Source organism: Rhodococcus baikonurensis, assembly GCF_040489275.1.
GTDB classification, from domain to species: domain Bacteria; phylum Actinomycetota; class Actinomycetes; order Mycobacteriales; family Mycobacteriaceae; genus Rhodococcus_F; species Rhodococcus_F baikonurensis.
Map to the genome: position 1 here is coordinate 1 of NZ_JBEUOQ010000025.1, position 18,574 is coordinate 18,574.

Sequence of the window (18,574 nt, forward strand, 5' to 3'; positions counted from 1 at the left end):
CTCTCAATGCCTTCGCGATCACGTTCGCGGATCGTTGGCCCGGATCAGAAACCTACTGATGAAAACGGCCGAAACACCGTTAACGAGATAGTCCCGGTTCTTCGGCGAGCATCGGGACGATGGCGGTTCGCTGGCTGTATTTGTTTGTGATGCTGTCGATTTCGGTGATCTCTCCGGCTGCGCGTTGCTGCAGGAGCGTCGAGGTCGGTTCGGCTGCCGCGAGGGAGTTGTTGACCACCCACGCCCAAGGGTGAATGCCTGCGCGTTGCAGGTCGGCTTGCAGACCGGCGGCCTCGAGGACAGGTGTGGTTTCAGCGAGGGTCACGAGTAGGACTTTCGTGGCGTTCGGGTCCTGGAGCCGCATGAGCGGGGTGGTGAAGTTCGTGTTCTCACCCATTTGGCGGGCGATTTCCCGGTGGTAGGAGCCGGTGGCGTCGAGCAACAACAAAGTGTGCCCGGTCGGGGCGGTGTCGACGACGACGAATTTGCGGCTCGATTCGTGAATCACCCGCGAAAACGCCTGAAAGACCGCCACTTCCTCGGTGCAGGGTGATCGGAGGTCTTCGGCGAGGTTCGCGCGTCCGCGTTCGTCGAGGTTCTTGCCTTTGGTGGTCAGAACCCGGGTGCGGTACTGCTCGGTGGCTTCGGCGGGGTCGATTCGGGAGACCTGGAGGTTGTCGAGTTCCCCGTTCAAGGTTTCTGTCAGATGTGCGGCCGGGTCGGTGGTGGTCAGGTGCACCTGGTGGCCGCGTTCGGCGAGGGCGACAGCGATGGCGGCTGCGATGGTGGTCTTGCCGACTCCGCCTTTGCCCATGCACATGATCAGGCCGTGATCGTCGGTGTCGAGTTCGTCGATCAGGGATGAGAGCGGAGCACTGGGTAGCTGCAGGGCCGGGTCCGCTGAGGCGGCGGATACCGGGCTGAGGTCGGGGGTGAAGAGGCTTTCGAGTGCGTCGATGCCGACGATATTGGTCGCTTTGAGCGGGACCTGATCGGTGGGCAGCTGCGCCAATTCGTCGGGCAGGCCGGCTATCGCGGCTTGTTCACGCCGGTAGATCGCGGTCGCGAGTGGATCGGTGTCGTCGCCCGGTGCCGGGAGGACACCGTTGATCACGACATGCTGATGGGTCAGTCCGATGTCGGCGAGTTCGCGGTGGGTGCGGGTAATTTCGGCGAGCGTCGAACGCTGGGCGCGCGAGACCAGGACGAGGCGGGTCCGCTGCGGATCTGCGAGCGCGGCAACAGCGTCAGCGTAGATGGCTCGCTGCTTCTCGAGCCCGGACAGCGGCCCCAGGCACGATGCGTCGCCCCTACCGTCGTCGAGGAACTCGGTCCACGATCCGGGAAGCTGCAGCAGCCGGATGGTGTGCCCCGTCGGAGCGGTGTCGAAGAGGACATGGTCGAAGTCGGCGGTGATGTCGCCTTGGCAGGAGAGCAGTCCGGTGAACTCGTTGAACGACGCTATTTCGGTGGTGCAGGACCCAGAGAGCTGTTCGGCGATCGCCGCGATCTCCTTCTCGGGGAGCAGTCCGCGGACGGGGCCGATGATCCGCTCGCGATAGGCGGCGGCGGCTTGTTCCGGGTTGATCTCGAGCGCCGACAATCCGGGAGCGGCGGGAATGTCGGTGATGGTGTTGCCGATGCTCACGCCGAAGACCTGCCCGACGTTGGAGGCGGGATCGGTGCTCACGAGCAGCACTTTCTTCCCGGCGCGGGCGAGGGTGATCGCGCTCGCGCAGGCGATGGAGGTCTTTCCGACACCGCCTTTGCCGGTGAAGAACAGGAATCGGGGTGCATCGTTCAGGAACTTCATTGCGTTGTGGGTGCTTTCAGCAGCAGGTGGTGGAGTCGGCGTCGTCGGTGGAGCAGCATGCTGAGCCGTCGGCGAGTCCGAGCATGGCGATCCCGGCCGGCGCGTCCGCGGCTCCGGCTTCGGTGATGCCGGCCCATTTCGCGAGCTGGTTGCGGGTGGGATAAGTACCGGTCAGGGCGGTGACTCCGTCGACGATCGCCAGCGGGAGTCCTTCGGAGCCTGAGATTTTGAGGAATGCTGCGACGGTGTCGTTTCCGGCGAAGGCAAGGGGGTCGTTGGCGAGGTTGTGACGGGTGATGGTGCCGCCGTTGCTCGCGACCCAGTCGAGGTCGGCGGTGAAGGTGATCAGCGCTTGGTCGACGTCGTCGCCGCAGACGCCGGTGTTGCAGCACAGGGCGGGTTCGAATACTTCGATGGTGCTCATGATGTGTCCTCTGTTTTGTTTCGGATGTTGCTCAGATGGCCGGGACTGTGAAGAGGTCGTCGTCGAGTGCGGTGATGGCGTCGCGGGCGGTGCGGCCGACTCCGATCAGGGTGGCCGATGCGGGACCGGTCCAGTCGCCGTATCCGAGGAAAATCAATCCGGGTTCACCGGCGACGTGCGCTCCGTCGAGTTCGATGCGTCCGGTGTCGCCGTCTCGGAGTCCAAGGGGCTGAAGGTGCCGTAGCGCGGGGCGGAATCCGGTGCACCAGATAATGGCGTCCACCTGTTCGACGTGATCGCCGAATCCCAATCCGGTGGCGGTGAGGCGGTCGAACATCGGGTGCGCCACCATCACGCCGCGCTCGCGGGCGGCTTGGACCGGGGGCACCATCACGATGTCGCCGAGGCCGGCGATGCCACCGGAATCGGTTTCACCTGAAGCGATTTCACGGGCATGTTCACGGGCGACGTCGAAAAGGATCCGGCCGTCGACGTCGTCGGGCAGGAACCGCGGTTCCCGGCTCGTCAGCCAGAGTGTCTCGGCGACGGTGGAGACTTCGGCGACGATCTGCGCGGCAGAGTTTCCGCCGCCGACCACGGCGACCTTGCTACCGGCGAACGGGGTCGGCGAACGGTAGCTGGTGGTATGGATTTGGGTGCCGGTGAACTCGCGGATACCGGGGTAGATCGGCCAGAATGGTTGCCGCCACGTCCCGGTGGTGTTGACGACGGCCCGCGCGGACCAGCTGCCGTGATCGGATTCGACGAGATACCCGTCACCGGAGCGGGTCACGGACGTGACGCGGACCGGGCGGCGGACCGGTAGGTCGTATCGGGTCTCGTAGGCGGTGAGGTAATCCACGACGTGTGAGGCGGGCGGGAAACCGGGACTCCAGCCCGGCATCGGCCAGCCGGGCAGCGAGGAGTATTCGGCTGGTGAGAACAGGTGCAGTGAGTCCCAGTAGTGCTGCCAGGATCCACCGGGCGCTGTTTCGGCGTCGAGGATGACGAAGTCGCGGCCGGAGCGGCGCAGGTAGTACCCGGCGGCCATTCCGGCTTGACCACCACCGATCACGACAACGTCGACCGTGATCGGTGTCCCTTGCGAGTGCACGAGTGTCCTTTCCTTATCCAGATCTTCTGCTGACAGCCGGGGTGATACGTCGATTACGTGGTCAGACGCCCGGCCAGGGCGTCGACGCGGGCAGCGATGTCGTCGCGGACCAGCCGCATTCGTTCGATTCCGTCGATGCCGCGTTCGGACGGCTCGTCGGTGTCCCAGTTCTCGAAGTCGGTACCGGCGACGGGATCGACCTTCGCTTCGCTGCCCAGGGTGACGACGAGGTCGACATTGCGCACCAGTTGCGGATCGATCAACGTCGGGGTCTCACCGGAGATGTCCACCCCGACCTCGAGGAGCGTTTCGGCGGACAGGGCGTTGACCGCGTCGCCGGGTTTGGTGCCGGCCGAGTACACGTCCACCTGGTCGCCGGCGGCTTTGCGCATGAGGCCGGCGGCCATCTGGGATTTGCCGCCGTTCTTGACGCACACGAACAGCACTGAAGGCTTGCTCATCGAAGTTCCTTTCGCTGGGTGTGGGAGTCAGACGGCGTCTACGGTGTGGCCGGCTGCGTCGAGCGTGTTGGCGGTGATGTCGCCGCGGTCGGCCAGCCAGCGTTCGGCGTCGATTGCTGCGGAGCATCCGGTGCCGGCAGCGGTGATCGCCTGACGGTACGTGTGATCGACCAGGTCACCGGCAGCGAAGACGCCGTCGACGGAGGTCGCGGTGGAACCGGGAGCGACGCGCACGTATCCGGCGTCGTCGAGATCGACCTGGTCCTTGACGAGCTCACTGCGCGGGTCGTGGCCGATGGCGACGAACATGCCGGTGATCTCGAGTGTGGAAGTTTCACCGGTGACGGTGTCGCGCACGACGAGGCCGGTGACGCTGTTCTCACCGAGCACCTCGACGGGCTCTGCGTTGGTCAGGAAGCGGATCTTCTCGTTGGCCTTGGCGCGCTCGAGCATGATCCGTGAGGCGCGGAACTCCTCGCGGCGGTGCACCAGGGTGACCGAGCGAGCGAAGCGGGTGAGGAAGGTTGCTTCTTCCATCGCGGAATCGCCGCCGCCGACCACGACGATGTCCTGGTCACGGAAGAAGAAGCCGTCGCAGGTGGCGCAGGCGCTGACGCCGCGGCCGAGGAGGCGTTCTTCACCGGGAATGCCCAGGTAGCGGGCTGCTGCGCCCATGGCGAGGATGATCGCGTGCGCGGCGTAGGTTTCGCCGTTCGCGACGACCGTCTTGATCGGGCCGCTGAGATCGATCTCCTCGACGTCCTCGGTGCGGATGTCGGTGTCGAAGCGCAGTGCCTGCTCGCGCATCTGTTCCATCAGATCGGGGCCCATGATTCCTTCGCGGAATCCGGGGAAGTTCTCGACCTCGGTGGTGGTCATGAGGGCGCCACCGAACTGGGTTCCCTCGAAGAGCAGGGGCGCGAGCTCAGCGCGCGCGGTGTAGACACCAGCGGTGTAGCCGGCCGGTCCGGAACCGACAATGATGACGTCATGGACCGCGGACGGGATGGTCATAGTGTCTCTTTCACGGGATCGAATACGGGCAGTACGAGCGGTCAGCGCGATACCGACGGGGCGGTGAGTTCGCTGATCAAGGCTTGGACGCGGGTTTTGATCTCGTCGCGGATCGGGCGAACCGCGTCGATGCCTTGGCCGGCGGGATCGTCGAGGACCCAGTCGCGGTAGCTCTTGCCGGGGAAGATCGGGCAGGTGTCGCCGCATCCCATCGTGATCACGACATCCGAATCCTGCACGGCGTCGGTGGTGAGGATCTTCGGGGTCTGGGCAGAGATGTCGATTCCGAGCTCGGCCATCGCCTCGACCGCGGCGGAGTTGATGGTCTCCGCGGGGGCAGATCCGGCGGAGCGGACCTCGATGGCATCGCCGGCGAGGTGGCTCAGGAATCCCGCGGCCATCTGCGATCGGCCGGCGTTGTGGACACAGACGAACAGGACGCTGGGCTTGTCGGTCATGGGGCTGAAACCTTTCCGTCAGTGGGTGTGAAGCGTTTGCGTAGAGCAAGGGAGACATAGACCAGCCCGACGAGCACCGGTACCTCGATCAGCGGGCCGACTACGCCGGCAAGAGCTTGCCCCGAGGTGGCGCCGTAGGTGGCGATGGCTACGGCGATCGCGAGTTCGAAGTTGTTGCCCGCGGCGGTGAACGCCAGGGTCGTCGTGCGTTCATAGCCCAATCCGATTGCGGCGCCGAGGACGTAGCCTCCGCCCCACATGAGCGCGAAGTACGCGAGCAAGGGCAGCGCGATCCGGACGACGTCCCAGGGCTGGGAGGTGATCTGTTCGCCCTGCATCGAGAAGAGCACGACGATGGTGAACAGCAGACCGTAGAGCGCCCAGGGGCTGATCTTGGGGATGAACTTGTTGTCGTACCAGTCGCGGTCTTTGGCGCGTTCACCGAAGAAGCGGGACAGAAAACCTGCCAGCAGCGGGATACCGAGGAAGATCAGGACCGATTTCGCGATCTGCCAGGGCGAGGTGTCGATGGTGGTCTGTTCGAGGCCGAGCCACCCGGGCAGGACCGAGAGGTAGAACCAACCGAGCACGGCGAACATGATCACCTGGAACACCGAGTTGATGGCGACCAGCACCGCGGCGGCTTCGCGGTCTCCGCAGGCCAGGTCGTTCCAGATGATCACCATCGCGATGCAGCGAGCGATGCCGACGATGATCAAACCGGTTCGGTATTCCGGCAGGTCAGGCAGAAACAGCCAGGCGAGGGCGAACATCAGCGCCGGGCCGAGAACCCAGTTCAGGAACAGGGAGCCGGCGAGGAGTTTCTTGTCCCCGGTGACAGTGTCGAGGCGGTCGTAGCGAACTTTCGCCAACACCGGGTACATCATGATCAGCAGGCCGAGGGCGATCGGTAACGAGATGCCGTCGATCTGCACCTTGTCCAGGGCAGTGTTCACGCCGGGGATCCAGCGTCCAACCAGCAGGCCGACGACCATGGCCACGCCGATCCAGACCGCCAGATAGCGGTCGAGGGTGGAGAGTTTTCCGACGACTTCGGGGTGTTCGGTACTGGACGGGGCGCTCATACGGCGGTCTCCTGTGGGACGTCGGCGGCAGTGGATGATGCTTCCACGAGCAGAACGGCGGAAAGTTGTTGCAGGGCTGCGGGTATCACCCAGTAGTACACCCAGGTCCCGCGACGTTCGCAGTCGAGGAGTCCGGCCTGGCGCAACACCTTGAGGTGATGCGAAATCGTCGGCTGGGACAAGTCGAAGGTGTCGGAGATGTCGCAGACGCAGGCTTCACCGCCCTCGTGGCTGGCCACCAGGCTCAGCAGTCGCAGCCGGACGGGATCGCCGAGCGCTTTGAACATCCGGGCCAGATCACCAGCCCAGTCTTCGGTCAACGGTTCACGGTTGAGTGGCGAACAACAGGCGCCGGTCTCCGCCACATCTTGATTCGACATACATCAATATTGACATCGATCAAATCAGTTCGCAACATGGGGCACGCCTCTGGTTCTGCAGCACGGGAAGGCCCCTTCCCTGGACGCGGATTTCTCGATGGCCGCGCATACGGCACTCAGATCGGCGGGTGAGGGCATCCGCCGTGCGACAGCCGTGATGGCCACTTGGATGTCGATGGCCTCGGTGGCCGGCTCCCCGTCGAGCGCGATCACGATCTCACTGATCTGCGCAGGTGAGAGCCGTTGATCCATCAGAGCCAGTAGCGGGCTGTGACCGTATCTCGGTGCGTCCTGCGGGTAGCCGCTGCGAAGCCAGTGCACAAAAGCGGTGACCACTGCCGGAATGAACATGAGAGACCTTCTTCGCAAGGAATTCATCGACGAGCATCAGTGCTGGGCGGCGATGTCGATCTCGTCGAGCAATGTGAGTACTCGCCGTTCGATCTCGTCACGGATCGGGCGGATCGCGTCGACTCCGAGACCTGCGGGGTCGGGAAGGACCCATTCTTCGTAGCGGCGTCCGGGGAAGATCGGGCATGCATCTCCGCAGCCCATCGTGATGACGACGTCGGCTGCGCGGACCACTTCGTCAGTCCATGGCTTGGGGTATTCACCGCTGATGTCGATGCCACGTTCGGCCATTGCTTCGATGGCTGCTTCGTTGACGCTGGTGCCGGGTTCGGATCCGCCGGACCATGCGACGGCACGTTCCCCGGCGAGTTTTTCGAAGAATCCCATGGCCATCTGGGAGCGTCCGGCGTTGTGCGTGCACAAGAACAACACGGTGGGTTTGCCGTCGTTGGAGAGTCCTTCGACCTTGGCCAGGGCGCGTAGTCGCTGCCGGGCGAAGCGTTCGGCCAGGAGAGGGAGGTAGTTGACGACGGAGGCGCGGCCGGCGAACTGGTCGTAGGACGAATGCAGGAACCGCTCGATGGTTTCGGTGTTGAAGACGTCGGTGAATTCCGTGGCCAGGTGTGCGGCGGCGCTTTTGAGGGCTAACCGTTGATCGATGGTCAGGTCGTCGCGGTGATGTGTTGTGGTGCTGAGGTTGTCGGTCATGAGAGTTCTCCGTTCGGGAGGCAATGGGGGGCGAGTCGAGCGACTCGGTGGTCGATGTCGTCGAAGGCTCGGTCGAACGCTGCGGCACTGCCGGTGCGGGCAGGGTCCGGAATCGACCAGTGAAGAGAGTTCGGGTTTTCGCGCATTTCTTCGTGGGCGTTGTCGCACACGGCGATGACCATGTCCCCGGGTGCGAGGACATCGGCGACATCGGCCGGGCGCGTGGCGTCGAGAGGTAGGTCGTGGCGGCGGGCGGCGGCGAGGGCGCCGCTGTGAATTCGGGGAGCGGGGTGGGTGCCGGCCGATGCTGCCGGGATGTGGGATTGCTTGTTCCACAACGCCGCGGCCAGTTGCGAGCGCGCGGAATTGTGGGTGCACACGAACACGATCCGCGTCGCGGTCAAGGGCGACGAGGTAGGAACGAGCACCTCCAGCGCGGTGGGCTGGAGTCGTAGGTAGGTACGGCGCTTGTCACCTTCGGATCTCGATCGGTGCACGAGACCAGCGCGTTCGAGGACCCCGAGGTGGTGGGCGAGCAGGTTCGAGGAGATGGAGAGTCGGCGTTGCAGTTCCGAGGGCGATGCGTCGCCGAGGACGAGCATGTCGACGATCGACAACCGTGCCGGATCGGCCAGGGCGCCATAGAGAGCGGCGCGTTGTTCGAGCGAGAACTTTTGCTCAATAGTCATTGAGTCAATACTCACTGAGTTAATTTGGGATTGTCAAGCAATACCTGCCGGTAGCCGGGCTGTTCATTCAACTTTCGCCCATGGATTCATGTTCCGTTCATTTTCGCAGCGATATCCGTTCATCCCCGGCCTCTAGGTTCATCACCCGAGCGGCAATCAGCGCTGCTCAGTGTCACTCGATCTCGGTGGCCGCGCGCCGCGCGAGCAACCCCGATACTTCGAAGGAACTACGTGAAGCTCAAGCGATCTGGCGCCGCCCTCAGTGTGCTGGCGGCCAGCACCCTCCTGCTTTCAGCGTGCGGCAGCGACAACAACACCGGCGCGACGGGTTCGACCGGATCTACGGGCGCGGGCTCGACCTCGAATGTCGAGTGCGGCGGCAAGTCGGCACTCAAGGGCAGTGGTTCTACCGCCCAGGCCAACGCCATGACGCGTTTCGTGAATGCGTTCGAGCAGGCGTGCAGCGGGCAGACTCTCAACTACACGTCCAACGGCTCCGGCGCCGGTGTGAGTGAGTTCATCGGAAACCAGACCGACATCGGTGGTTCCGATTCGCCGCTCAGCAAGGACAAGGGCGAGTACGACCGTGCGAAGGAACGCTGCGCCAGCGACGCCTGGAACCTTCCCGTCGTGTTCGGTCCGCTCGCGGTGACCTACAACGTCAAGGGTGTCGACGATCTCGTCCTCGACGGCCCCACCGCTGCCAAGATCTTCAACGGTGCGATCACCACCTGGGACGATCCGGCGATCAAGGCTCTCAACGAGGGCGCTTCGCTGCCGTCGGAGAAGATCAACGTGATCTACCGCAACGACGAGTCGGGCACCACCGACAACTTCCAGAAGTACCTCGACGCAGCCTCGGACGGCGCCTGGGGCAAGGGCGCGGGTAAGTCGTTCGTCGGTGGCGTCGGTGAGGGCGCCAAGGGCAACGAGGGCACCTCCGCCGCCATCAAGAGCACCGAAGGCGCGATCACCTACAACGAGTGGTCCTTCGCCAAGGCTCAGGACCTGCAGACCGCCAAGATCGTGACCTCCGCCGGTCCCGAACCGGTCGAGATCACCACCGAGACCGTCGGCAAGACCATCGCCGGCGCCACCATCAAGGGTGAGGGCAACGACCTCGTGCTCGACACGTCCACCTTCTACAAGCCCGCCGAGACCGGCGCGTACCCGATCGTGCTGGCTACCTACGAGATCGTGTGCTCGAAGTACCCCGACGCCGAGGTCGGCACCGCTGTCCGCGCGTTCCTGCAGTCCACGATCGGCGCCGGCCAGAACGGTCTCGAGGAAAACGGGTACATCCCGCTCCCGAGCGCGTTCCAGCAGAAGCTGACCACCGCAGTCAACGCGATCTCCTGATTGCCTGATCAGCGATGGCTCTGCACCCCGACGACGTAACCCGCTCCCCGGAGACGCCCACTGCGGCGGCTCCGGGGGCGGGCGGAAAGATACCCGGCATGCCTGATCACAGCGGCAAGACTTCCCCGACCATTCCCTCGTCTCTTTCGACCGGAAAACACCAGTTCGGTGACAAGTTATTCCGGTGGCTGGCCACCGGTGCCGGTGCCACGATCGTCGTCTCCATCGGCCTGATCGCCATCTTCCTGCTCATTCGCGCCATCCCGTCGCTGCAGGCGAACAACGCGAACTTCTTCACCAGCACCGAATTCGTCACCAGCGATGCATCGAATCTGCGTTTCGGTATCCGTGACCTACTGACGGTCACCGTGCTCAGTTCGGTGTTCGCTCTGGCGATTGCGGTGCCGATCGCACTGGGTATCGCTGTGTTCTTGACGCAGTACGCGCCAGCGCGTCTCTCCCACGCTTTCGGCTCGATCGTCGATCTCCTCGCCGCAGTGCCCTCGATCGTGTTCGGTCTCTGGGGAATTTTCATCCTCGCCCCCAAGCTCAGCCCGGTCGCGGAGTTCCTCAACGACAACCTCGGCTGGTTCTTCCTCTTCAGCGAAGGCAACGTCTCCTTGACCGGCGGCGGAACCATCTTCACCGCAGGAATTGTTCTCGCGGTGATGATCTTGCCGATCATCACCTCCGTCACCCGTGAGGTCTTCCGCCAGACACCGCGCTCGCAGATCGAAGCGGCACAGGCCCTCGGCGCCACCAAATGGGAAGTCGTGCGTATGACCGTGCTGCCTTTCGGGCGCAGCGGCATCATCGCCGCGTCGATGCTCGGTCTGGGTCGCGCTCTCGGTGAAACCGTGGCCGTGCTGATCATCTTGCGTTCGGCTGCCAATGCCTCGACCTGGTCGCTCTTCGACGGCGGTTACACCTTCGCCTCGAAGATCGCCTCTGCAGCGGCAGAGTTCAGTGCTCCCCTTCCGACCGGCGCGTACATCGCCGCTGGTTTCGTCCTCTTCGCATTGACCTTCGTCGTCAACGCACTCGCTCGCATGGTCGCGAAAGGCAAGGTCAACGGATGAGCGCCGATCTCCTCGATGCGCCGGCCAAGGCGCCGACGTTCCAAAGCATCAGCACCAGCCGCAAAGCCAAGAACGGTATCGCCACCGTACTGTTCTACGCTGCCTTCGGTATCGCGCTGATTCCTCTGGTGTGGGTGCTGTTCACCGTCATCGAAAAGGGATGGCGCGCCATCACCTCCTCCGGTTGGTGGACGAATTCTCTGCAGGGTGTGCTTCCGGAACAGTTCGCCGGCGGCATCTACCACGCGCTGTACGGCACCTTGATCCAAGCAGCGATCGCAGCGCTCATCTCCGTCCCGCTCGGCATCATGGCCGCGATCTACCTGGTCGAATACGGGCGCGGAGCCTTCGCTCGCACAGTGACCTTCATGGTCGACGTTCTCGCAGGTGTGCCCTCGATCGTTGCGGCGTTGTTCGTTTTCAGCCTGTGGATCGCCACCCTCGGATTCGAACAGAGCGCTTTTGCCGTCTCGCTGGCGCTGGTGCTGCTGATGCTGCCGGTCGTCGTACGCAACACCGAGGAAATGCTCAAGCTCGTCCCGGACGAGCTTCGGGAAGCCTCCTACGCACTGGGCGTCCCGAAGTGGAAGACGATCATGCGCATCGTCATCCCGACCGCGATGCCGGGCATCATCAGCGGAGTCTTGCTCTCCATCGCCCGAGTCATGGGTGAAACAGCTCCGGTCCTCGTGCTCGTCGGCTACTCCCGCTCGATCAATTTCGACGTCTTCGAAGGCAACATGGCCTCGCTCCCGCTGCTGATCTACACCGAGCTGATCAACCCGCAGCCTGCAGGCCAGCTCCGAGTGTGGGGCGCAGCCCTGACGCTGATCATCGTCATGGCACTCCTCAACCTTCTTGCGGCGCTCGCGACCCGCTTCCTCACCAACAAGCGCTAGAAACGGACAGGAACACCAGACATGGCCAAGCGCCTCGACATCAAAGATCTCAACATCTACTACGGCAAGTTTCACGCTGTCGCCGATGTGGGCCTGTCCGTCCCGCCCCGGAGCGTGACCGCGTTCATCGGTCCGTCCGGCTGCGGAAAGTCGACGGTCCTGCGCACTCTCAACCGCATGCACGAAGTAATTCCCGGTGCGCGCGTCGAGGGTTCGGTCCTGCTCGACGGCGAGGACATCTACGATTCCAGCGTCGATTCGGTAGGCGTTCGCAAGACCATCGGCATGGTCTTCCAGCGACCCAACCCCTTCCCGACCATGTCCATCAAGGACAACGTCGTCGCCGGCCTGAAACTGAGCGGTGAACGCAACAGGAAAAAGCTCGACGAGGTGGCCGAGCGTTCGCTGCGCGGCGCCAACCTGTGGAACGAGGTCAAGGATCGCCTCGACAAGCCCGGTGGTGGCCTCTCAGGCGGTCAGCAGCAGCGTCTGTGCATCGCGCGTGCCATCGCCGTCTCGCCCGACGTCCTGCTCATGGACGAGCCGTGCTCCGCGCTCGACCCGATCTCGACTCTCGCGATCGAGGACCTGATGACCGAGCTGAAGAAGGACTTCACCATCGTCATCGTCACGCACAACATGCAGCAGGCTGCGCGTGTGAGTGACCAGACGGCTTTCTTCAACCTCGAGGCAACCGGCAAGCCCGGTCGACTCGTCGAGATCGACGACACCGAGAAGATCTTCTCGAACCCGACACAAAAAGCCACCGAGGACTACATCTCCGGTCGCTTCGGCTGAGCGACACTGTGGCTGTGCGGGCAGTCGACCTCCTCCTCACCGGCTACTTCAGGTGAGACAATGGGTACGTTCTGAAATAGGGGGTCGACAGTTGACTATCGAATTGCGTCAGCCGGACCGGGAGGTCGCTGCGGGAGCGCATTACGGCTACTCCTTGGCCGATTCGCATACGCGTCTGCTTCTGGCGGAGCCGGACCCAGCCACCGCTGCGCAGTTCATGGCGGCCGCCGACCACATGGGGATTCGCACCGACTGGTGCCGTGACGGTGCCGAGACTCTACTGGCGGTGGGTGCAGAGGTGCCGACCGTCCTGATCTTGGCTGCTCACACCGACAACGTCGACGCCGCCCGAGTGGTGGCCACGATTCGAAGCCGGTCCGATGTTCCGATCCTGGTCGGTGCAGCCAAGTCGGGCGACGAGCGCATCGTGCGCGAAGTCCTCGCCGCGGGCGCGTCGGCGGTCGTTGCCCGCCCGTACGACATCACCACCATTGCTCCGTTCGCCGGCATCACCGCGCTCTCCCTCGCCGAAGACAGTGTCGTCACCGCCGGACCGATCCGGGTCAACCCCAGTGGCTACGAGACCCGCGTCGGAAACCGCGAAGTGCAGTTGACGCAGCGGGAGTTCGAACTGCTCGTCTACTTGATCAAACGCCGCGGCCACGTCGCCAGCCAAAGCGAGATCAGCCTCGCAGTCTGGGGTCACAGCGCCGAAACGAACACCGTCGCGGTGCACGTGAAGCGGCTACGTGAAAAACTCGGCTCGGACACCCAGCACGGACAGTTCATTCGCACCATCCGCGGCGCCGGCTACCGCCTCGCTCCTTCCTTGTGTGCATGAACCCATCAGCTCCCTGCGGTAGCAGAACCCGGAAGAACTCCCAGGTCGTGTGATGGGCGCACCCACCGACGACTGGGAATCAGGATTCCGAGCACTGACGAAGTTCGTCGAACTCAAAGGTCATGCCGGCCCGGCAGGTCGAGTCCATGCGTTCGGAATCGATCTCGGCGGCTGGGTGGCACGTCGACGGATCGCATACTGGGACGGCACACTCTCCGCCGGTGAAGCCGACCTCCTCGAAAACCTACCCGGCTGGACCTGGGGGAAACCGCGACGCAAAAGTTGGCGAGCAGCACTGTCCGCATTATCGGACGAGCTCGCCGCGCGCCCCGACACGGACCTGTCGTCGACTCTCGTGATCGATGGTATCGATCTGGTCGCATGGGCGAACGCCCAGCGCACAGCCCACCAGAATGGCGAGCTCACCGACACCCAGATTCTCATGCTCGAAGCCCTACCCGCCTGGATGTGGGACAACGACACCGTTCGTTGGGAAACCGGGCGCTCTGCACTCGAGATGTACCTCCGAGAGCACGATGGTGCCGATGTCCCTCGCTCAGCGCGCGCCAACAGCTTCGACGTGGGCAAATGGGTGTTCCGCTGCCGAGAAGAGCATCGCGCCGGCACCCTGCCCCCGGATCGTATCGCCGAACTGAACAAGCTCCCAGGGTGGCGATGGGGCCGCGAGAGCGACGCGTGGATACAGGGGATCTCGGCCCTTAAGGCCTACACCGCCATCCACGGAACAGCCTCCCCCCGACAATCAGAGATCCTCGACGGGTTCTCCCTCGGACAGTGGGTCCACCACCGGCGCCGCGACTACAAAACCGGCACCCTGGCGATCGAGAAAATCGCCGCCCTCGAAGCGCTGCCCGGCTGGGACTGGGATCCTTTCCAAACACAATGGGAGAGAGGGTTTTCCGTATTGACTCAGTTCGTCGCGAACTCCGGTCATGCTCGACCATCCAAGAGCGCGGTCACCGGAACTTATCCCCTCGGCGAATGGGTCAGCACCCAACGAAAACACCACCACCGAGGAATTCTGTCCGACGCCCGCTCCGCACGACTCGAACAACTTCCAGGTTGGCGCTGGATCGACGACAAACAGCACGAGTAAACCCGGCAAGTGAACCGTCGCAAGACAACCCCACTCATGCTCGCCAGCAACCTTGGATCACAGCGATGCAGGTTTCGCAGAGGATTCCTGCTTTCCAAGGCAAGGCGAAGTGCACATGGCTCCCTGGGAACGAAAGTTCCGGAAACGCTCAATGGTGACCTCGGCCCCCGAGTGGCGGCGCCTGTCAATTCCCGCACCCGGAGAATCCGCCGAATCGATGTTCCCGACAGATCCCGACACCACTACTTCTGCACCGGACTGATCAACACACCGGCAACACCGCTACAACCGCTTCGCTCACCTCATCACATTGCTGAGCGCCGAACCTGCTGAAACAGGGGGGTGCACCCGCAATCGATTTCACGATTCAGCAACACCGTCCTGAGGCTCAGATTCCAGGATCCAGCACACACCGACATCGTCGGTTTCCGGCGGAATCCCACTTTCCGCTCGACCCAGCAGCGCAACAAGGTTTGTTTCGAGGGTGGCAAGTTCGCGGATCTTGCCACGAACCTGGGAGAGATGCTCCGAGAGCATCTCCACGACCTGCTCACAAGGAGCCGCCCCGCGGTCATGGGTGGTGAGGATCTGGCGGATCTCTCGCAAGGTGAGACCTGCAGACTGGGCGCTGCGGACGAACCGCAAACGCGAAAGAGATTCCGGACCGAAATCCCGGTAGCCGTTGGACTTTCGGACCGGGACGGGAATCACCCCACTGTCCTCGTAGAAACGCAGCGTCTTCGGGGCAACGCCACTCCGAGCGGCCAGTTCACCAATTTTCACGAGATCCTTGACCTTCCATCGCACTGGAATGTCCATTATGGATGACGTTCGGGAACCGCAGGTGACTCGGACCGCTCGTCGTCGCGCTGACGGCGAACGCTCAGAAGGAGGTGTGAAATGAACCCACTGGAGATGTTGTGCGACTGGCTGTGTCGAGCGATGGGTCCTTGCTGTCCCCCCATGTGATGCCGTGGCGAGCAACTCGGAATCTACCGATGTCACTTCGCCGTTCCTGGTGAGGTACGTCGGCCGGCCACCGTTCGGCTGGCGTACCGCATTCACTTCCAAGTCCGGTGCATCACCCTTCCTCGAATCGCCCTACATTGCTATCATCGTTTTATGACGATGAATAACGAGTCGGGATGCCTCGCTGCAACCGGCAGCGGGTCCAGTCTGGATGCGGCAGTGGCACTGTTCCACAGTCTCTCGGATGGCACCCGGTTGTCGATCGTGCGCCGTCTCGCCGAAGGAGAAGCGCGGGTTGCGGATTTGATCGGTGAACTCGGCCTCGCCCAGTCGACGGTGTCCGCACATGTCGCATGCCTACGTGATTGCGGTCTGGTCGACGGCAGACCAGAAGGTCGGCAGGTGTTCTACTCGCTGGCCCGACCGGAGTTGATGGACCTACTCGCCTCGGCGGAGACGCTGCTTGCCGCGACAGGGAACGCGGTTGCCCTGTGCCCGAATTACGGCACCGACACCGGAGATAGCCGTGAGTGACGCGTGCGGCTGCGGCCACGACGAACCCCGCGCCGAGGGCGAGGAAGAACACGAGATCGAAAAGTGGTGGCAGGTTACCGAGATCCGGGCGGCCGCAGCAGCGGGCGTGCTGCTGATCGCGGCCCTGACAGTCCGGCTGGCCGGCGGGCCTGATGCTCTCGGGATCGGCTTCGAAGCGGGCGCGCTGATCATTGCCGGCTACACCTTCGTCCCGTCCACTCTCACACGCCTGGCCAAGGGCAAGATCGGCGTCGGCACCCTGATGACGATCGCGGCCGTCGGCGCGGTACTGCTCGGCGAGGTCGGCGAAGCAGCCATGCTCGCATTCTTGTTCGCGATCAGCGAGGGACTCGAAGAGTATGCCGTCACCCGCACTCGCCGTGGCCTGCGCGCCCTGCTGTCCCTGGTCCCGGACACCGCGACAGTGCTCCGCGGCGGCCGGGAGGAAACCGTCCCGCCCTCGGAGCTCGAGCTCGGTGAGGTCATGATCGTCAAGCCCGGGGAACGGATCGCCACCGACGGCATCATTCGCAGCGGGCGCACCGCCCTGGATACCTCCGCGATCACCGGAGAGTCGATGCCCGTCGAAGCCGGTCCCGGCGACGAGGTGTTCGCCGGGTCGATCAACGGCACCGGCGTCCTCGAAGTCGAGGTCACCGCAGATGCGCAGGACAATTCGCTGGCCAAGATCGTGCGGATCGTCGAGGCCGAGCAGTCCCGCAAGGGCGAGGCGCAACGCCTCGCCGACAAGATCGCCAAGCCGCTGGTTCCGGGCGTGATGATCGTCGCCGCGGCTATCGCCGCGGTCGGTAGCATGCTCGGTGATCCGCTGGTGTGGATCGAACGAGCCCTGGTGGTACTGGTCGCCGCGTCGCCGTGCGCGCTGGCCATCGCGATCCCCGTCACCGTTGTCGCCGCAATCGGCGCAGCATCCAAGCTCGGCGTCCTGGTCAAGGGCGGCGCTGCCCTCGAAGCGCTCGGCCGGATCCGCACCGTCGCGTTGGACAAGACCGGCACCCTTACCCGCAACCAACCCGCCGTGATCGACGTCGCGACCGCGAACGGCGCCGACCGCGGGGACGTTCTCGCGGTGGCCGCAGCGTTGGAAGCGCGTAGCGAGCACCCTCTCGCTCGCGCGATTCTCGCCGCCGTCGAGGACTATGTGCCTGCCGACGACGTGGACGCGGTCACAGGGGCGGGCTTGACCGGCTACATCGACGGCATACCTGTGCGCCTCGGTCGACCGGGCTGGATCGACCCGGGTCCGCTGGCAGGGGATATCGAGCGGATGCAGCATGCCGGCGCCACTGCGGTGCTGATCGAGCGCGCCGGAACGGTCATCGGGGCGGTCGCCGTCCGTGACGAGCTCCGACCGGAAGCACGTGAGGTGGTTGCCGGGCTACGACGCGGCGGGTACACCGTCGCGATGCTCACCGGCGACAACGAACGCACCGCCCAAGCGCTGGCCGCCGACGTCGGCATCGACGACGTGCACGCCGACCTGCGCCCGGAGGACAAGGCACGGATCGTGGAAACCTTGCGTGCGCGCCGCCCGACGGCAATGGTCGGGGACGGTGTCAACGACGCCCCCGCCCTGGCCACCGCCGACTTGGGCATTGCCATGGGCGCGATGGGATCCGACGTGGCCATCGAGACCGCCGATGTTGCTCTGATGGGCGAAGACCTGCGGCACCTGCCGCAGGCGTTGGCGCACGCGCGCCGCTCCCGGACCATCATGCTGCAGAACGTCGGACTGTCGCTGGCGATCATCACCGTCCTGATGCCGTTGGCCTTGTTCGGGGTCCTCGGCCTGGCCGCCGTGGTCCTGGTGCACGAGGTCGCTGAGATCGTGGTCATCGCCAACGGTGTCCGGGCCGGCCGCGCGCAAGCCTTCCCCACCGGATCGGTACCCGCACCGGCGGGGAAGGTCGAGGCCCGCACGTGAGCGAATTAGCGGCTCGATCAATCCGCACAGGTAGCACGCGGCGGGTGATTCTCGTGGTCGTCGGTCTCGCTCTCATCGCGATCGCACTGTCGGCCGAACCCGTTGCGCGCCGTACCCTTTCCGGTGCACGCACCGTCGATATGGGATTGCTGCAACTGAAGTTGGCGTACAACAGCGGTGTCGCGTTCAGCATCGGCCAACAGCTTCCGGCCTGGATCATCCTCGCGGTCACCGCCGCCATCACTCTCGGCGTCGGAATTTACGCCTGGCGCACCGTCCCCACCGCTTCACTGGTGGGGACGGTGGGTTGGTCGGCGATCCTCGCCGGAGCTGCCGCCAACGTGATCGATCGTGCCGTCGACGGAAAGGTCACCGACTATTTCCACACCGGCTGGTGGCCCACCTTCAACCTCGCCGACACCTACATCACCTGCGGCGTCGTGCTGCTCGTCGCATCACTGATCTTTGAGTCCACCCACGACCCGGCCGATCCCCCGCCCGCACAGGAGAGTTCGAAATGACAGCAATACCCGAGA

General features: G+C 64.1%; 21 protein-coding genes. 9 read left to right on the forward strand and 12 right to left on the reverse strand.

From position 1 onward, the window contains the following. Window positions 1-79 precede the first annotated feature (79 nt). From arsA to ABWI03_RS31290, 11 genes are read right to left on the reverse strand one after another with little or no spacing between them, the layout of a single operon-like run. On the reverse strand, window positions 80-1,813 hold the full coding sequence (gene arsA / locus ABWI03_RS31240) for an arsenical pump-driving ATPase (RefSeq protein WP_298782917.1): 1,734 nt from the start codon (window positions 1,811-1,813) through the stop codon (window positions 80-82). A 16-nt stretch (window positions 1,814-1,829) separates the two neighbouring features. Next, window positions 1,830-2,237 carry an arsenite efflux transporter metallochaperone ArsD gene (gene arsD, locus ABWI03_RS31245; RefSeq protein ID WP_003944649.1) on the reverse strand — a complete coding sequence of 136 codons (408 nt, stop codon included), beginning with the start codon at window positions 2,235-2,237 and terminating at the stop codon, window positions 1,830-1,832. A 31-nt stretch (window positions 2,238-2,268) separates the two neighbouring features. After that, the gene (locus tag ABWI03_RS31250) at window positions 2,269-3,351 is read right to left on the reverse strand and encodes an ArsO family NAD(P)H-dependent flavin-containing monooxygenase (RefSeq protein WP_003944597.1); all 1,083 of its coding nucleotides are present in this window, start codon (window positions 3,349-3,351) and stop codon (window positions 2,269-2,271) included. 53 nt (window positions 3,352-3,404) lie between these two features. Further along, window positions 3,405-3,812, reverse strand: coding sequence for an arsenate-mycothiol transferase ArsC (locus ABWI03_RS31255; protein ID WP_003944607.1), 408 nt, complete (start codon window positions 3,810-3,812; stop codon window positions 3,405-3,407). Window positions 3,813-3,839: 27 nt separating this feature from the next. Beyond that, window positions 3,840-4,826 carry a thioredoxin-disulfide reductase gene (gene trxB, locus ABWI03_RS31260; protein WP_003944628.1) on the reverse strand — a complete coding sequence of 329 codons (987 nt, stop codon included), beginning with the start codon at window positions 4,824-4,826 and terminating at the stop codon, window positions 3,840-3,842. A 41-nt stretch (window positions 4,827-4,867) separates the two neighbouring features. Continuing rightward, window positions 4,868-5,284, reverse strand: a complete 417-nt coding sequence (locus ABWI03_RS31265) for an arsenate reductase ArsC (protein WP_003944644.1) — start codon at window positions 5,282-5,284, stop codon at window positions 4,868-4,870. Continuing rightward, a complete protein-coding gene (gene arsB, locus ABWI03_RS31270) occupies window positions 5,281-6,369 on the reverse strand; it encodes an ACR3 family arsenite efflux transporter (protein ID WP_003944591.1) in 1,089 nt (362 codons plus the stop codon). Before arsB ends, ABWI03_RS31265 begins: the two co-directional genes overlap by 4 nt. Further along, window positions 6,366-6,749, reverse strand: coding sequence for an ArsR/SmtB family transcription factor (locus ABWI03_RS31275; RefSeq protein WP_037131620.1), 384 nt, complete (start codon window positions 6,747-6,749; stop codon window positions 6,366-6,368). Before ABWI03_RS31275 ends, arsB begins: the two co-directional genes overlap by 4 nt. A 24-nt stretch (window positions 6,750-6,773) precedes the next feature. After that, window positions 6,774-7,100 (reverse strand): DUF3349 domain-containing protein, encoded by a 327-nt coding sequence (locus ABWI03_RS31280; RefSeq protein WP_003944646.1) that lies wholly within the window; start codon window positions 7,098-7,100, stop codon window positions 6,774-6,776. A gap of 36 nt (window positions 7,101-7,136) precedes the next feature. Then, the gene (locus ABWI03_RS31285) at window positions 7,137-7,808 is read right to left on the reverse strand and encodes an arsenate reductase ArsC (protein WP_011331629.1); all 672 of its coding nucleotides are present in this window, start codon (window positions 7,806-7,808) and stop codon (window positions 7,137-7,139) included. Beyond that, window positions 7,805-8,497 carry an arsenate reductase/protein-tyrosine-phosphatase family protein gene (locus tag ABWI03_RS31290; protein WP_003944613.1) on the reverse strand — a complete coding sequence of 231 codons (693 nt, stop codon included), beginning with the start codon at window positions 8,495-8,497 and terminating at the stop codon, window positions 7,805-7,807. Before ABWI03_RS31290 ends, ABWI03_RS31285 begins: the two co-directional genes overlap by 4 nt. Window positions 8,498-8,728: 231 nt before the next feature. Here ABWI03_RS31290 and pstS point away from each other — a divergent pair, with 231 nt between their 5' ends. The 6 genes from pstS to ABWI03_RS31320 all read left to right on the forward strand — a co-directional run bounded on the left by pstS (window position 8,729) and on the right by ABWI03_RS31320 (window position 14,590). Then, window positions 8,729-9,856, forward strand: a complete 1,128-nt coding sequence (pstS, locus tag ABWI03_RS31295) for a phosphate ABC transporter substrate-binding protein PstS (protein ID WP_003944624.1) — start codon at window positions 8,729-8,731, stop codon at window positions 9,854-9,856. Between the two features lie 98 nt (window positions 9,857-9,954). Then, the gene (pstC, locus tag ABWI03_RS31300; RefSeq protein ID WP_298782896.1) at window positions 9,955-10,935 is read left to right on the forward strand and encodes a phosphate ABC transporter permease subunit PstC; all 981 of its coding nucleotides are present in this window, start codon (window positions 9,955-9,957) and stop codon (window positions 10,933-10,935) included. After that, a complete protein-coding gene (gene pstA / locus ABWI03_RS31305; RefSeq protein WP_003944617.1) occupies window positions 10,932-11,834 on the forward strand; it encodes a phosphate ABC transporter permease PstA in 903 nt (300 codons plus the stop codon). The genes pstC and pstA overlap by 4 nt, the downstream gene beginning before the upstream one ends. Window positions 11,835-11,855: 21 nt before the next feature. Continuing rightward, complete coding sequence (pstB, locus tag ABWI03_RS31310) at window positions 11,856-12,632, forward strand: phosphate ABC transporter ATP-binding protein PstB (RefSeq protein ID WP_003944636.1); 777 nt, start codon at window positions 11,856-11,858, stop codon at window positions 12,630-12,632. Window positions 12,633-12,723: 91 nt separating this feature from the next. After that, window positions 12,724-13,473 carry a winged helix-turn-helix transcriptional regulator gene (locus tag ABWI03_RS31315; RefSeq protein ID WP_003944618.1) on the forward strand — a complete coding sequence of 250 codons (750 nt, stop codon included), beginning with the start codon at window positions 12,724-12,726 and terminating at the stop codon, window positions 13,471-13,473. Window positions 13,474-13,525: 52 nt separating this feature from the next. Continuing rightward, window positions 13,526-14,590, forward strand: coding sequence for a helicase associated domain-containing protein (locus tag ABWI03_RS31320; RefSeq protein ID WP_011331631.1), 1,065 nt, complete (start codon window positions 13,526-13,528; stop codon window positions 14,588-14,590). 360 nt (window positions 14,591-14,950) lie between these two features. Here the strand turns inward: ABWI03_RS31320 and ABWI03_RS31325 are convergent, their stop codons facing one another. Next, the gene (locus ABWI03_RS31325) at window positions 14,951-15,373 is read right to left on the reverse strand and encodes a heavy metal-responsive transcriptional regulator (RefSeq protein ID WP_011331632.1); all 423 of its coding nucleotides are present in this window, start codon (window positions 15,371-15,373) and stop codon (window positions 14,951-14,953) included. Between the two features lie 339 nt (window positions 15,374-15,712). Between ABWI03_RS31325 and ABWI03_RS31330 the strand changes: the two genes are divergently transcribed. Genes ABWI03_RS31330 through lspA form a run of 3 tightly spaced genes read left to right on the forward strand, consistent with a single transcriptional unit; the run spans window position 15,713 to window position 18,559 of the window. Beyond that, entirely contained in the window at window positions 15,713-16,093 is a 381-nt protein-coding gene (locus ABWI03_RS31330) for an ArsR/SmtB family transcription factor (RefSeq protein ID WP_003944657.1), read from the forward strand. After that, window positions 16,086-18,038, forward strand: a complete 1,953-nt coding sequence (locus tag ABWI03_RS31335) for a heavy metal translocating P-type ATPase (protein ID WP_003944623.1) — start codon at window positions 16,086-16,088, stop codon at window positions 18,036-18,038. The genes ABWI03_RS31330 and ABWI03_RS31335 overlap by 8 nt, the downstream gene beginning before the upstream one ends. Continuing rightward, window positions 18,035-18,559 carry a signal peptidase II gene (lspA, locus tag ABWI03_RS31340; protein ID WP_011133466.1) on the forward strand — a complete coding sequence of 175 codons (525 nt, stop codon included), beginning with the start codon at window positions 18,035-18,037 and terminating at the stop codon, window positions 18,557-18,559. Before ABWI03_RS31335 ends, lspA begins: the two co-directional genes overlap by 4 nt. Window positions 18,560-18,574 lie beyond the last annotated feature (15 nt).